Origin of the sequence: Hoylesella buccalis ATCC 35310, assembly GCF_025151385.1 — a bacterium.
In the GTDB taxonomy this organism is placed as follows: domain Bacteria; phylum Bacteroidota; class Bacteroidia; order Bacteroidales; family Bacteroidaceae; genus Prevotella; species Prevotella buccalis.
The window spans coordinates 135,009-150,248 of the sequence record NZ_CP102287.1; the positions used below are offsets into that span (position 1 = coordinate 135,009).

General features: G+C 46.2%; 8 protein-coding genes. All 8 read right to left on the reverse strand.

The window, feature by feature from the left end; translation table 11 throughout:
• Positions 1 to 196: 196 nt before the first annotated feature.
• Entirely contained in the window at positions 197 to 1,618 is a 1,422-nt protein-coding gene (locus tag NQ518_RS00535) for a DUF5018 domain-containing protein (protein WP_227204875.1), read from the reverse strand.
• Positions 1,619 to 1,636: 18 nt separating this feature from the next.
• Positions 1,637 to 3,274: a RagB/SusD family nutrient uptake outer membrane protein gene (locus NQ518_RS00540; protein ID WP_227204876.1), complete on the reverse strand. Its 1,638-nt coding sequence runs from the start codon at positions 3,272 to 3,274 to the stop codon at positions 1,637 to 1,639.
• A gap of 17 nt (positions 3,275 to 3,291) precedes the next feature.
• Positions 3,292 to 6,420, reverse strand: coding sequence for a SusC/RagA family TonB-linked outer membrane protein (locus NQ518_RS00545; protein ID WP_227204877.1), 3,129 nt, complete (start codon positions 6,418 to 6,420; stop codon positions 3,292 to 3,294).
• Between the two features lie 162 nt (positions 6,421 to 6,582).
• Complete coding sequence (locus tag NQ518_RS00550; protein ID WP_227204878.1) at positions 6,583 to 7,713, reverse strand: DUF4855 domain-containing protein; 1,131 nt, start codon at positions 7,711 to 7,713, stop codon at positions 6,583 to 6,585.
• 527 nt (positions 7,714 to 8,240) lie between these two features.
• Complete coding sequence (locus NQ518_RS00555) at positions 8,241 to 9,917, reverse strand: DEAD/DEAH box helicase (RefSeq protein ID WP_227204879.1); 1,677 nt, start codon at positions 9,915 to 9,917, stop codon at positions 8,241 to 8,243.
• Positions 9,918 to 10,048: 131 nt separating this feature from the next.
• Complete coding sequence (locus tag NQ518_RS00560) at positions 10,049 to 11,281, reverse strand: LptF/LptG family permease (RefSeq protein WP_227961324.1); 1,233 nt, start codon at positions 11,279 to 11,281, stop codon at positions 10,049 to 10,051.
• Between the two features lie 6 nt (positions 11,282 to 11,287).
• Positions 11,288 to 12,415: a tRNA guanosine(34) transglycosylase Tgt gene (gene tgt, locus NQ518_RS00565; protein WP_227961322.1), complete on the reverse strand. Its 1,128-nt coding sequence runs from the start codon at positions 12,413 to 12,415 to the stop codon at positions 11,288 to 11,290.
• 12 nt (positions 12,416 to 12,427) lie between these two features.
• Positions 12,428 to 14,917: an endopeptidase La gene (gene lon / locus NQ518_RS00570; RefSeq protein WP_227961320.1), complete on the reverse strand. Its 2,490-nt coding sequence runs from the start codon at positions 14,915 to 14,917 to the stop codon at positions 12,428 to 12,430.
• Between the last annotated feature and the right edge of the window lie 323 nt (positions 14,918 to 15,240).

The window sequence follows — 15,240 nt, forward strand, 5'->3', positions numbered from 1 at the left end:
GCAGGAATAGAAGGGGGATGCTTGGAATGATTTTCCGAGTCAGTCGAGAATGTTTTTGCAGGTCAGTAATCACTTACTAACTGGTTTTCTACATACTTGAAAAGCACTGCCATGCATTTTACTTATCATTTTCTTTTACTTCTTCTAAGCAATTTCAACGAGCTCGTTGAAGCATCTCCGATCTTTTTAAAGTTCGCTACATCAAGTTTACTTTCCACACCATTACGCCTCCGTTGGTATAAAGGAAGGCTACGATGACAGACTTCTTGTCGGGTGCTATTTGCGTGACGACATCTGCCGTAGTATTGATATTGGCACCGTATGCGGGATCAATTGGGAACTCAAGCCACCCATTCCATTTGCGCGTATGTGCCAATAGTTGTGTGTTGGTGGTAGTTCCAGCTGGATCTTTCATTACCAATCGAACATTGTAAATCTCTCTCATCCAGTTATTTACATCTCCTTCGATGTAAAACATGTATTTTGCTCCCATCAAATCTACATAATCGAATGCAGTTCCTCCGCCAAGCCACTGGTGGAAAATACCTTGCACATGATGTGACGAGGAATAAAGAGGTTTGTTGGTATGGCCGTCCATGTACGTGATGGCTACCTTAGGTTTTCCTTCATCGTAGCGTGAAATGAAATAGTTGCTATTTTTACCAAACTCTATAGGTACGATTTGGGGCATTAGGCCCATTTGGTAACCTGGGTCATATTGTATCTTTTCAGGTTGTTGCGATACAGGTTTTCCGTTTTTGATTTCCCATCTGAGGAAAACGTTCTGGAACGAAACGCCCATATACAAGAATGCATGCTCCTTGATGTTGCCTTTGACGTAGAATTTTCTACCTACGTCTTTGTTTCCTGCGAATTCATCTAAGTTAACATCATACGAAAACAGCAGTTTGGGTTTGGCGTTTACACCCTCCCACCAAAACATGTGTATGGTGCTGGTGCCGTCTTTGGGCATCCATCTATTCATGTAGAAGTTGGTTGAAACAATGTTTCCAGCATCGTCGTTGGCTATAAATAAGGGTACGGTGCGGGTAAGTGTATTCCAGTCAACCCCCTCCATAGACAAAGTGCCTGCCTTTGTTCCGTCTTTCAGATTGTAATAGTCAAACTTTGTGCGTTCGTGTATGACCAAATAATCTCCACTGATGGCCAAGCCGCCGTTATTGTGCTTAACGAAATTCAGTTGGGATCCTGTCTTTCTCCACAGCTCATCTACTTGGATGGCTGTTGGAACCACTTTCAAATCAACTGTATATGTTTTCTTGTCCCCATTGGCTGCAATAACATCAAAGCTCACAGGCTTTGTAAAATCCATGTATTGCCCAAGTGGTATGCTTGATTCTACTATCGCGTTGTTGGGAGCGTTTACTGACATTCTGATTTTTGTCAGATCAGTCTTGATGCTTCCGTCCATTTCGAGGTTGATCATGTTGTTGGCATCAGGAGCAACGGTGAAATCTGATTTTGTGCCATCTGGTAACATAATCGTTATGCCACTAATGTCATTGCCTGTTGTGGGTACCAATGTATCTGCTTCTTGGCACGAAAACATGAGCAGTAGGCCAAGAACTGACACCGTAATTTTATCTATTGTTTTCATTGTTATGCTTGATTAAGTTTACCATTTATCTATTTGCTTGCATTTCGGATTATTTTTGATTTCCGATGCCGGTATTGGGAATTGATAATATCGTTCTTCAAAATGTCGGTCTTTACCGTCGCAGTCAATTATCTGGTAATTGAAGGTTCCGTCTGCTTGCTTGGTTATCTTCATGCCGTGCATACGTTTGCCTCCTAATACTTCTAAAGCCATGTTCCAGCGTCTTAAGTCCCAATAACGTTGGCCTTCAAAGGCAAGTTCTATCTTCCGTTCTTCGCGAATAATGTTCCGCAGACTCTCTTGGCTCGTAGGTGAAACAGCAGGTAGCTTTGCTCTACTTCTTACTTTGTTCAATGGGATAAGAGCTTCAGCGGTCTTACCCATCTCGTTGAGTGCTTCAGCTTGGTTCAATAGTACTTCTGCATAGCGTACTTCGTTCCAACAGGTGGTGCCTTTGACGGTCATGTCCTTGACGCTTTCGTTCAGCAATTTGCGTATATAGTAGCCAGTAGTAGTGGCGTTTGGGTACGCCTCAATGTCAAACGGCTTAAATCCATCTTTACCTCCCACGAAAGTTTCAATGGTTCTTCCCTTCCAGGTAGCACCATTATACAGAATGGAAGCGTAAAAGCGAGGCTCCCTGTTCTTATATGGGTTGGCGGCATGCGTTGGGTTGTTCCAATCGAAACTGCTTCCGTCAGCCATTCGATAGGAGTCTACAAGCTCTTGTGTTGGAACAGCTAAACACTTTCCATCCGTATTGGTTTCAGGGAAGTCACCTTTCGGACTATATTGCTTGTCAAAGAGCGTTGAATGCGTTAGCTGACCATGGAAACGATAGCCTAAAACGGTTTCCTTGCAAAAGTCGGGTTGATTGAATACGTCTGCATAATTTGGCATAAGGTCATATAGCTCTCCCTCTTTCGCCACTACCTTTGCAGCGGCTTCAGCAGCCTTGTCCCAGCGCTTGGCATACAACATGGCACGCGACTTGAATCCATAAACAGCACCCTTGGTGATGCGTCCTAAATCCTTCTTGGGCCAAGTGTCGGGCAAGTTCTCTGCGGCAAAATCAAGGTCGCTTTCAATAAAATCCCAGCATGCGGATTCGGGACTTCTTTCCTTGAATGCCTCATTGGGACCGTCGATGTAATCGCGAATTACAACGCTGCCATGCCCCCTTACCAGCATGAAATAAAGGTAAGCCCTGAAGAAACGTGCCTGTGCCTCCATTATCAGTTTCTCCTGGTCACCGTATTTTGCATAGGTCTTTAATCCGTACAAAAATTCGTTAATGCGCCTGATGCGGTTATATTCGTATGTATAATCACTCAGGGGATTGCCTTGTGGACTGATATTTCCGGTGTAGACCACCTTGTTGACATCACCTCCGGATCCGCCCATGACATTTGCGCTGTACCGAAGAATGTCAGAGAAACCATCAGTAAGGCTTACTCCAGCGTATTTTACGCCATAAGGTCCGTATTCGTAAATAGGTTTGTAAAAGCCATTGATGTACAAATAGGTATTGTCTACGGAACTCCACGCATCCATCTCGGTATATTGTGCTCTTGGTTCAGGATCTAAAAAATCAGAACAAGCTGATAGAATGAATGCGGATACCAAGATTGTCAAGATATTGTTAATAGTTTTCATAGTCTTGGAATAATATATTAGAATGTGAAATTGATGCCAAACTCATAAGTACGCTGTTGAGGATAATAACCATTGGTTATTTCAGGAGTTTCGGGGTCAATGTTGTATTTCGTCAGTTTTGACCATGTAAACAGATTTCCTCCTGTGAGCGTAAGACGAATGTTGTCTAAGCCGATTCGGTGAATGAAACTGTTTTTCAGTGTATATCCTAATTGGATATTCTTCAGTCGAAGATAACTGCCATCTCTTATCCACCAGTCAGAAGCCCATCCGTTGCAGTTGCCCATTTCGGCAGCATTGGTAGACAAACGGGTAAATTCGGCATTACGATTTTCTGGCGTCCAACTATTTTCAATCAAGAAATATGGTGAGTTGCCCAAACCGTGGAATGGTCTGGTAAAAATGGTAGCATCAACGGAACCATTTCCATATACTCCGCTCAAGAAAACATCTGTGATGGCTGCTCCTTGGAACAACATGGAGAAGTCGAAGCCTTTCCACGACGCTCCAATGCTCAAACCGTAAAACAGTTCAGGGAGATTGCTGTTACCAATGAACGTATAATCCTGAAGTCTATCTATTTTACCGTCATGATTTAAGTCCCTATATTGGATGTCTCCAGGACGGATTTGGCTTTTGCCTAAGTGACTCAGTGTAGGAGAGTTGATGATATCCTCTTCATTTTGATACAAGCCTTCGGTGATAAATCCCATTTTCTCACCCATTTTTCTTCCTGTGCGTCTTTGATAGTCTGGTACATTTGGGCTTTCGTTCATTCGCAAGACTTTGTTTCTTGACCAGCTTACATTGCCTCTGAGGTTATAATGGAATTGATCAATGTTGTTTTGATGGGTCAATACAAGTTCAAAGCCTCTGTTGCTCACTTTTCCACCATTAATTATGCTGGGGAAGTTGCCTCCCAATGAAGGAGGATAGATACCACCACTGGAGATTAAGATGTCATTTGTAAGTTTATAGAAATAGTCAAATTCCATTCCAAAAATTCCCTTGTTCAACAACAGGTCGAAACCAATATTGTAGGTTCTGGTCTTCTCCCATGTAATGTTTCGGTTTACGTTACCTTTCGAGTAAATAGAGATGTACTCTCTATCGCCAACGTAGAGCGTAGGCGGATTTGGGACCATGAGATTCAGATATTGAAAGTCACCGATACGGTCATTACCAAGCACACCTGCCGAGCCTCTGATCTTCAAGTTTTCTACAAAGCCCTTGAGCGGTTCGAAGAATGACTCCTCTGATATTCTCCATCCAAATGATGCTGCTGGGAAGAAGCCCCACCTGTTTTCTTTTGGGAAGCGAACAGAACCATCGTAACGTGCAGCTAATTCAAGCAAGTATTTGCCATCGTATGCATAGTTGATACGGCCAACAAATCCAGCCCGGTTAAAGATATAACTTCCACCATTGATGGCCTTCTTCTTTTCTTTGCCCATGATATCTTTACCCAGACTTAATTCATGTAGTGATGTTAAGTCAAAACCTTGTACGCCGGCACCGAATGATTCAGTTTCGTAAGATGACTGCTCGTACAGTAACAAGCCAGAAATATCATGTTTATCAAAGGTGCGGTGGTAACTGATGGAGGGCTGAAGCGTTAGTCGGCTTGCCTGTGCAGAACTGTTACGCAATTGTGCCACATCGTCTTTGTTCATTCCGTGATCACAGATGATGACACTGTATTTCTCTGTGAATGGATCATAACTGTTCAACTCAACAATTTCAGCCCACGACTTAGACGTCGTGTAATCTTTGTCGTAAGAAGCTTTCAACTTCAAATTCAAGCCTTTAACAAAAGGTACGTCCCACGATAATGTCGCCGTCGTCGTAAGAGCGTTCATGACAGAATTGTTGTATCCTGTTTGGTTATTGAAAGCGATAGGATTGAATTTGGCGTTTGAGCTAATGTTCGCTGCGGTAGGCATGCCTTTGTAGGTCGTAGGAACGATAGGCATCATACGTTGAGCCAAGTTGATGGGGTTGTTCCAGGACTGGTTCGTTACAGAGAAGTATCCTGAGTTGCGCCGCTCTTGGCGAGCTCCTAAATCTAATCCTAACTTGAATCCCATGCCTAATGAGATGTCCAAATTAGAGCGTAGGTTATATCTCTTGAAGGAAAACTTATCCACGATACCGCCTTGGTCGAAGTAGCCCAGTGAAACAAAATACTTGGCTGTCTCGTTGCCACCATTCACGGATATGTTGTGATGGGTAGTGGTGGCACCGTTCTTCATCAATTCAGAGAACCAATCGGTATTGGCATATTTGCCTTCCGGATCTCCATTCAAAACCTTGTTGTACACCTCTTCCGTGAACAAAGGTTCTTTGCCATCCATCTCAAGTGCTTTGTTAAACCATTTGATAAAGTCTGGACCATTCAGGAATTTAGGGTAATTGGTGTTCTGGCTGTATAGCAATTTCCCTGAATATGTAATTCGAGGGCGTTGCATGGAACCACGTTTAGTTTTCACGAGAATTACGCCACCAGCTGCTTGCATACCGTAGACAGCCGCTGAAGATGCATCTTTCAGGATGGTAATACTTTCAATTTCGTTGGGGTCAAGATTGTTAAAGCTTCGCTGAACATCGTCTACAATGACCATTGGTGCTGCAGTGCCCAGTGTGCTTACGCCACGAATCAGCAAGTTGGATCCATCGGCACCAGGCTGTCCTGACTTCTGTTGGGCAACCAATCCTGGCATTCGGCCAACAAGCATACCTGACACATTGCCTGATGGTGCCTTTAGGATCTCGTCCGCATTCAATTGCGCAACAGATCCTGTCACATGCTGTTTCTTCTGGGAGCCATAGCCCACAACAACCACTTCGTCCAATGCTTTTGCGTCCTCTTCAAGCATCACGTTAACATTCGTTTTGCCATTAAGAGCTACCGAATGGTTTTTGTATCCCACATAGCGAAATGTCAATACGGCATTTCGATTGGACACGGCGATGTTGAATTTTCCGTTTGCATCTGTACTTACACCTTGTTTCGCTCCTTTCTCCTGTACTTGGACCCCGATGAGGTACTCGCCGTTAGCGTCGGTTACCACACCTCTGACCGTTGTTTGGGCCGATGCTTCTATACTACAGAGCAGAAATAAGAAGCAACTCAGTGCACGTAACATGTGCATGGCGCTTTTTTTCAAAAAGAAGGTTCGCTTTGTTTCCATAGATAATAAATTTAAGTGTATCTAATATAAAATATAAATAAGGTACAAAGATATTTTCACTTTTCTTAATCGATTCTCCTCAAGGCATGCTAATCTCTTGTTCCATGATATCGATGATTACTTTGCAATGAGTTTCACCAGTCGTTTATATAGCGTTTGATCTGCTGGATGATCCGACTTCGCTAATTTGTAAAAGGTGTCATTCCCTTGATAGTAGGCGATTTTCAAGGAATTAAACGCACTATTTTTCTCAAATACATCCAGATAGTCTCTTAAACGATAGCCCCAATTCTTTTGGGAAGCCAATGCTCTATCATCAAACTCCACTTCCAAGTTCATGCCGTATTTGGCCGCTCTGTCACAAGTTTCTTGTAACCTGCTGTAAGGATGCTTTTCGTCGAAGAAATAGTTTGGTTGATAATAGGGTACGTTGAATCCCAGGTGTTGCCATTCATTATACCCATCCGCATAAAAGTAAGGTATCCAATAAAAGTCATATCCTTTCTTGTCAAGGTATTCAGATACTTGATTCACCAGGTGGCGTGTGTTAGTTGCCTCCTCAGCCAACCAATAAAACCCAACCAATTCCAATTCGGTTAAGTGGCTGTCCTTAAACAACTGCTCTGCGCGATCAATGTACCACTTGCACGCAGACAAACGATCGTTTTGGTCCGTGAAAACTACTTTCTTACCATTAATCTCACCCCAATCAGTTTGATTAGGGATGGGCTCTGGAATTACCAATATTATTTTCCGTTTTCCAGCCTTGCTTGCTCCTATCCGTTCTTTAACCGCCTTTGCCTGTTCATTCAACGCCGCAATGGCATTACCTTTCTTAAAATAGCCACTCAACAACTTCTCCCATTCTTCTTTCCTCGCTGCTTGTTTCTGATAGCCAGAAGCAAATCCGCGCCCATGGCCGTCCAATATTTCTAAAAATAAAAACCCATCGAACAGCCATTTTTCTTTACCATCAACCTTGCCGGCTAGGTAAGGATCAAAATGTTCCGCATCCCATTGGAAAGGCCGATGAGCTCCACCACTATATATTAAAACCGTGTGTTGAGGTACAGCATGGTGAAATACGTTCTTTTCGCGTTCAAATGGCTTGGTTTTGAAACTGATGTTCCTGTCATTCTTGTCGTTTGAAGGATCTGGTGATGCGCAAGATGTGAGTGTACTTGCAAGTAGCAAAATGATACCTACCGAAAGAAATCTCTTGTTTTTTAGCAGGATATTTGTTCTCATGCTTATCAATCTGATTTAAGGATTAAATTTTAAATGTTTATTCGTTAGTAATAGTTGTTTGAGATAATAAAAATATTTATATATTAATGTTGTCTTATTAAGATATATAGTTATTATAGTTTTAATATATAATAAAATCTTTTATTTTTCCTTGGTATATTAATAGTATTATTTTTATTGTGCAAATATAAGTAAATTAAGTGTTTAAAGCAAATAATAAAGTGAATAGTTTCGTTCAATCTACATATTTAACATATTCGGTTTGATTACTTTACATGTAGCAAACCTACGGCTGGTTGTTATCTCATTCACTTGATGACAAGTCCAGAAGGTTGAACAAAACGTTTCCGATAACACGGAATATGCGGTGAATACAAGGTAGCTAACAAATCCTTTTCCATCAACGATGATAAACAATGAGAGGAGAATGTCAGCTTGATACATTCTCCTCTCATCTTCGTCATCCTCTGTTCATCGTCACAATAGGCGGTTTGAGGGATGGAATCTCTTGGGTGTCACCCATTCGTTTATTTCTTTCCGAGCGACTTGAGCCATTTTAGTGGTTTCTTGATGATGGCTGAAATGCCACTCTCTGGTTTGGCCTCGGTCTTTGCAGGTTCAAACTTTCTTCTGCCATTGTGTGGGTCTTCGCGTTGCGTTTTACGGTTGTTGTTGGGTTTTCTGCGACGCTTGTTCTTCGTATTGGCTTGCGGTTGCACCTGTTTGTCTCCAGTTTTGTTGTCAATCGCTTGTCGTTTGTCATTGCGTTGCTTATTACGTTGCGTTCCAGCTCCGTCAGTGTTGTTTTGCTGTTTACGCCTATTGTTGTTGCGTTTGTTACTCTTTTGGCGATTCTTTGCAGGCTGCTTATCCGCTGTCTTACTGCGTTCTTGCGCTTGCTTTTCGTTTGTTTGCTCACTTTTGGCATCTACCTCCTTGGGGCGTTGCTCGTTTTTATTCCGACGCGGCTTGCGCTTGTGTGCCGTTTGGTCACGGTTTTTCCGGCGAACTGATTTGGCAGAAGAGCGTTTGCGCTGTGGCTTTCCATCGGCAGTATAGTCAGGTGCCTCGCCCAGTTCTTCAGGCAGTTCAACCTTTTCCACCTCTTTTTCAAGGAACTTTTCTATCTGTTGGAAGTAGTAGATGTCGTCTTTGCTAACCAGCGTGATAGCCGCTCCGTCACGGTCTGCACGGGCTGTACGGCCAATGCGGTGTACATAGTCTTCCGCGTCGTGAGGTACATCGTAATTGATGACCATGGCAATGTCGTCGATGTCAATGCCTCTTGACAAAATATCCGTGGCTACAAGCACGTCAATCTGTCCACTCTTGAATTGGAACATCACCTCGTCGCGCTGAGCCTGGTCCAGATCGGAGTGCATCTCGCCACAATTGATTTTCATGCGTTGCAGTGCCTGGCTCACTTGTTTCACCTTTTGTTTGGCTCCACAGAAGATGATGACGCGCTTCAAGTCACCTTGTTTGAAGATTTTCTTGATGATGCCCAGCTTCTGAGTCTCATGACATACATAGGCGGTCTGTTTAATTTTCTCGGCTGGTTTGCTCACAGCCAATTTCACCTCAACGGGATTTTTAAGCAATGTTCTTGCCAGCTCGTTAATCTTGTCAGGCATTGTTGCCGAGAACATAATGGTCTGGCATGTCTTCGGCAAGCCCTTAGCAATGGTCATGATGTCTTCCGAAAAGCCCATGTCCAGCATGCGGTCGGCCTCATCCAACACGAAGAAGCTCACTTTGCTCAGGTCTACGTTGCCCAAACTCATGTGACTGATGAAGCGACCCGGCGTTGCAATCACCACGTCGGCACCCATGCGGAGGCTTTTCAGTTCCTGGTCGTACCGGTTTCCATCGTTCCCGCCATACACAGCCACGCTGCTTACGCCTTGCAGATAATAGCCAAAGCCCTGCATGGCCTGGTCTATTTGCTGGGCTAGTTCGCGCGTTGGCGACATAATAAGGCAGTTGATGGCATCTTCTGGGTAGTTTCCACTGTCTATCTTGCTCATGATGGGCAGCAGGTAAGCTGCCGTCTTTCCGGTTCCGGTCTGTGCCACACCCAGCACGTCACGTCCTTTAAGTATTTCGGGTATACACTTTTCTTGTACGGGTGTGCAAGTGTCAAAGCGCATGTCGTATAATGCGTCTAATACATTATTGTTTAATTCTAATTCTTCAAACTTCATTTTTTCTGATTTTCAATTTGTCCTTTGTCATTCACATGATTCTTGGTGAATGCAAGACGGTTCATTTCTTTGTGTAGATTCGCCGTGCCAAGGGCGCATGTCATGTTATCGCTCACTCACTTTTATCCTCATCAATTCGGTGCATTGCGGTAACAGAAGTAGGCCACCAAGGCAAAAATAATGTTCGGTATCCACGCTGCCAAGATGGGAGGTGCGTTGGCATTGATGGCGAAGGTGGCCGAAACGGTTTGCAGCATGATGTACAAAGAGCTCAGTGCCAGCCCCAAACCGAGGTACAGTCCCATGCCTCCTTTTCGCTTCCTGGCCGACAATGAAAAACCGATGATGGTGAGGATGAACGACGCAAACGACGAGGCGATGCGCTTGTGGTACTCCACTTGGTATTGTACCACGTTGCTCGATCCTCTGTCCACCTGCTTGGTGATGTAATCTTTCAGTTCCGGACTGGTAAACGTTTCTTGCTGTCCCTTGGAGTACACCAGATCGGTTGGCTCCATCTGGATGAGGGTGTCAAGGTCGGCTCCACTGGTGATGTGTTCACGAAGACCCTTTAGTTGTCTGATTTTCCATCCGGTTACGTTCCAGTGATACTTCGAATCGGCAATGGTGTCGTACTGAATTTCCATCGCTGTCATGTGGCTCACCAACTTCTTGTTTTCAAACTTGTCCAACGAGAAGCCATATCCGCGCTTGGTCTTGTTGTCGTAGTGCTGTATGTAGGCAATGACTCCTTTGCCCACTTGCAGCTGAACGTTGTCGGCAGCTGTTCGTTTCTTGCTGTTTCGGTACATGCTCTCAAAGTTCTGCCGTATCACGGTGCCGTGCGGAATGACGTAAGCACTGAGGTAATAAGACAGTGATGCGATGAGCACGCACGAGAGCATGTAGGGCCGCATCAGTCGCTTGAACGAGATGCCCGATGCCAACATGGCGATAATCTCCGAGTTGCCGGCCAGCTTGGAGGTGAAGAAAATCACCGCAATGAACACGAACAGCGGACTGAACAGGTTGGAGTAATACGGGATGAAGTTGGCATAAAAGTCAAAGATGATGGCTCTTGCCGGCGCATGGTATTCAGTAAACTTTGACAAGTTCTCGTTGAAGTCGAACACAATGGCGATGGCAATAATCAGCGCGATGGAGTAGATGTACGTTCCAATGAATTTCTTGATGATGTACCAGTCTATCCTTCGGATGTACTTGTTTGGGTTCAGAATGCGCAAAAAACTCAGTTTTCTGCCCAGCCATGCCATCCATAGGGTGAGCCATGCAAAGTGCCGTCTCATCCATCTGCCTGCCTTGAGCAATCGCCGGTGTCGTCTGCGGGTCTTGAAACTCTTCATCTCGTCTTAAATTCTTCGTCCTAACTGCTCGATGATGCCCCGCTTCCATGTGCTGAAGTCGCCTTGCTGGATGTGCTTGCGCGCATCGGTCACCAACCTAAGATAGAAGGCCAGATTGTGAATGGACGCTATCTGCAGTGCCAAATACTCCTTTGCCTTGAACAAATGGTGCAGGTAGGCCTTGGTACAAAGCTGGTCGGTGTCGCATCCGTTGGGATCAATGGGGGTGAAATCGTTTTCCCATTTCTTGTTGCGCATGTTCATGGTGCCCTCGTAGGTAAACAGCATGGCGTTGCGTCCGTTGCGGGTAGGCATTACGCAGTCGAACATGTCGACGCCCCGCTCGATGCCTTCAAGAATGTTCTGTGGCGTGCCCACGCCCATGAGGTAGCGTGGCTTGTCTTTCGGCAAAATGGCGTTCACCACCTCAATCATCTCGTACATCACCTCCGTGGGTTCTCCTACGGCCAGGCCACCGATGGCGTTGCCGTCTGCTCCTTTATCTGCAATGTATTTTGCCGATTCTTCCCGAAGATCCTTGTACGCCGCTCCCTGCACGATGGGAAAGAGGCACTGGTCGTAACCATACAGCGGCTGCGTTTCGTTGAACCGCTTGATGCAACGATCCAGCCAGCGGTGTGTCATGACCAAACTTGTCTTGGCGTATTGGTAGTCGCAGTCGCCGGGCGGGCATTCATCAAACGCCATCATGATGTCGGCGCCGATGATGCGCTCGGTGTCCATCACGCTTTCGGGCGAGAAGAAATGCTTGGAACCGTCAATGTGCGACCGAAATTCGCAACCCTCCTCACGCAGTTTGCGGATACCGGTGAGCGAGAACACTTGAAACCCTCCCGAGTCGGTCAGGATGGGGCGATCCCAGCCATTGAACTTGTGCAATCCTCCTGCGGCCTTCAGTATGTCCAGTCCCGGTCGGAGGTACAGGTGATACGTGTTGCCCAGAATGATTTGCGCGTTGATTTGCTCTTTCAGTTCCCTGAAATGCACGGCTTTTACCGTTCCAGCCGTACCCACAGGCATGAAGATAGGTGTCTTAATCTGCCCGTGCGCCGTGGTAATCAGGCCTGCCCGTGCGTCCGATGATGGGTCTGTATGTTGCAGTTCAAATGTCATGTTACCCTCTCTTTACAGCAGAACGGTGTGCGGATCGCTGGCGGTCTTGTCGGGAAGTTCCTGGATGGTCAGGTCCACAGGATGCTCCACGCGCTCGTTGGTCAGGGCAAAGTCCCATACCTGTTGCACGTTTTCCACATAGTGGAACTCTACTCCCTTGAGGTATTTCTCCGGAATCTCGTCAATATCCTTCTTATTCTCCTTGCACATCACGATGTCGGTGATGCCTGCGCGCTTGGCCGCCAGTATCTTCTCCTTGATGCCACCCACGGGCAGAACCTTGCCACGGAGGGTGATTTCACCCGTCATGGCCGTGTTCTTGCGCACCTTGCGCTGTGTGAGCGCCGAGGCAATGGATGTGGCGATGGTGATTCCGGCCGACGGACCGTCCTTCGGTGTGGCTCCTTCCGGCACGTGGATGTGTATGTTCCACTGTTCAAACAGACGGTAGTCGATGTCCAGAGCGTCCACATGCGCCTTGACATATTCAAGCGCAATCACGGCCGACTCTTTCATCACGTCGCCCAAGTTACCTGTCAAAGTGAGCTTGCCGGGCTTTCCTTTACTCAGCGAGGTCTCGATGAAGAGAATCTCTCCGCCCACACTGGTCCATGCCAAGCCTGTCACCACGCCGGCATAGTCGTTGCCCTGGTAGATATCGCGATAGAAAGGCGGCTTGCCCAGCAGCGACTCCAGCTTCTCGGGCGTGATGTCCGTGTAGGTCAGCTCACCGTCCATGGCCTTGTTGAACGCCATCTTCCGCAGGGCCTTGTTGATTTGTTTTTCCAGCTGTCGCACGCCGCTTTCACGGGTATATTGCTCGATAATCTTCTCCAGTGATGCCTTGTTGAACTTGATTTTGGGTTCGTTGGTGTCCAGTCCGGTGTTCTTGAGTTCCCTTGGCACCAGGTGTCGCTTGGCAATCTCAATCTTTTCTTCCGTGATGTAGCCGCTCACCTCGATAATCTCCATACGATCCAGCAAAGGACGAGGAATGGTGTTGAGGTCGTTGGCCGTGGCGATGAACATCACATGCGACAGGTCATAGTCTACATCCAGGTAGTTGTCGTGGAAGGCGTTGTTCTGTTCAGGGTCCAAAACCTCGAGCAATGCCGAGGATGGGTCGCCGTTGATGGTGTTCTGCGTCACCTTGTCAATCTCATCGAGGATGAACACGGGGTTGGAAGAACCCGCCTTCTGCAAGCTCTTGATGATGCGGCCGGGCATGGCGCCGATATAGGTTCGGCGGTGTCCGCGTATCTCCGATTCGTCGTGTACGCCTCCTAACGAGATGCGCACATACTTGCGTTTCATGGCCGAGGCGATGCTCTTACCCAAACTGGTCTTGCCCACGCCCGGCGGTCCGTACAGACACAGGATGGGCGACTTGAGGTTACCGCGCAATTGCAGCACGGCCATGTATTCCAAAATGCGTTCCTTCACCTTTTCCATGCCATAGTGGTCACGGTCCAAGGTGCGCTGCGCGCGCTGCAGGTTGAGATTATCAGCCGTGTATTCTCCCCAGGGTAGGTTGACCATGGTTTGCAGGTAATTCAGCTGTACGCTGTACTCCGGACTTTGTGGATTGTACATCTCCAGCTTCTCCAGCTCTTTGTAAAAAGTGTCGCGCACCTCGGTCGTCCATTTCTTTTTCTTGGCTTTCGCCTCCAAATCACGACGCTCGGGCGAACCCTCACCGTTGCCCAGTTCCTCTTTGATGTTCTTGATTTGCTGTTGCAGGAAGTATTCGCGCTGCTGTTCATCCAGATCCTCACGCGTTTTCGTGCGAATCTGTTTTTTCAGTTCCAGCAGCTGCATTTCCTTGTTCAGCACTTTCAGCGAAATCATGATGCGCTCGTTCATCGAGTTGGCCTCCAACATGCTCATCTTATCCTCGTTGGTGAAAGGCATGTTGGTGCACATGTAGTTGATGCTCAGAATGTTGTTCTGGATGTTGTTCAAGGCAAACTGTGCCTCGTCGGCGATATCATCGTTCTCTTTGATGTACTCGATGGTTTGCTTGCGAAAGTCCTCTGCGGCCGTTTGGTATTCCTCATCGTTCGGTTCGGGCAATACCTCTGGGGCAATAGTCGTCAATCCCTGCAAGAAAGGTTTGGTCTTGGTGACCTTTTCCAGCTTGCAGCGTCCCATCGCCTGAATGATGGCCGTGACGTTTTGTCCGTGTCCCGGCATTTCCAGCACGCGCACCAATCGGGCGTACACACCGTAAGCGTACAAGTCTTTTTGATGCGGTTCTTCCACATCTGCATCTCTTTGGCAGAATATGGCGAATATGGTATTGGGGGCTTTCTTGGCTTTTTCAATCAGTTTCAGGCTGTTTTCGCGACCAATGAGAATGGGGCAGAGCACGCCGGGAAACATCACCATGTTGCGTGTTGCTAAGATGGGCACGTCGCCTTCTGTTTCTACATGAAAGAGATTTGAAATATCTCCTTCGAAATCGGCAATCATCTGGATAGATGGATTGTTCTTTTTACTCATATTTGTCTTTTCGTTATCGGTGTGCAAAGTTACTACTTTTTATTGACATGAGGGCCTTTGCACCGCTACATTTTATATTACTCATGTTTAATATGTGGTAAGATGCAAATATCATGCCAAGTCGTTGGCGGTAGCCCTTGCCATCCTGAATTGATGATGAGTTTGAGGGCGTTAAATCAAGCGCATAACATGAACTTTTCAATAGCATAGAGTTTGCCGCCAAAAGTCAATGGGATTAGGCATCAAAGTCAATGGGTTTGGGCGGCAAGGTCAATGGGTTTGAAATTCGTTTTGCAGGTTATTGATAATCAATGTGTTATCAA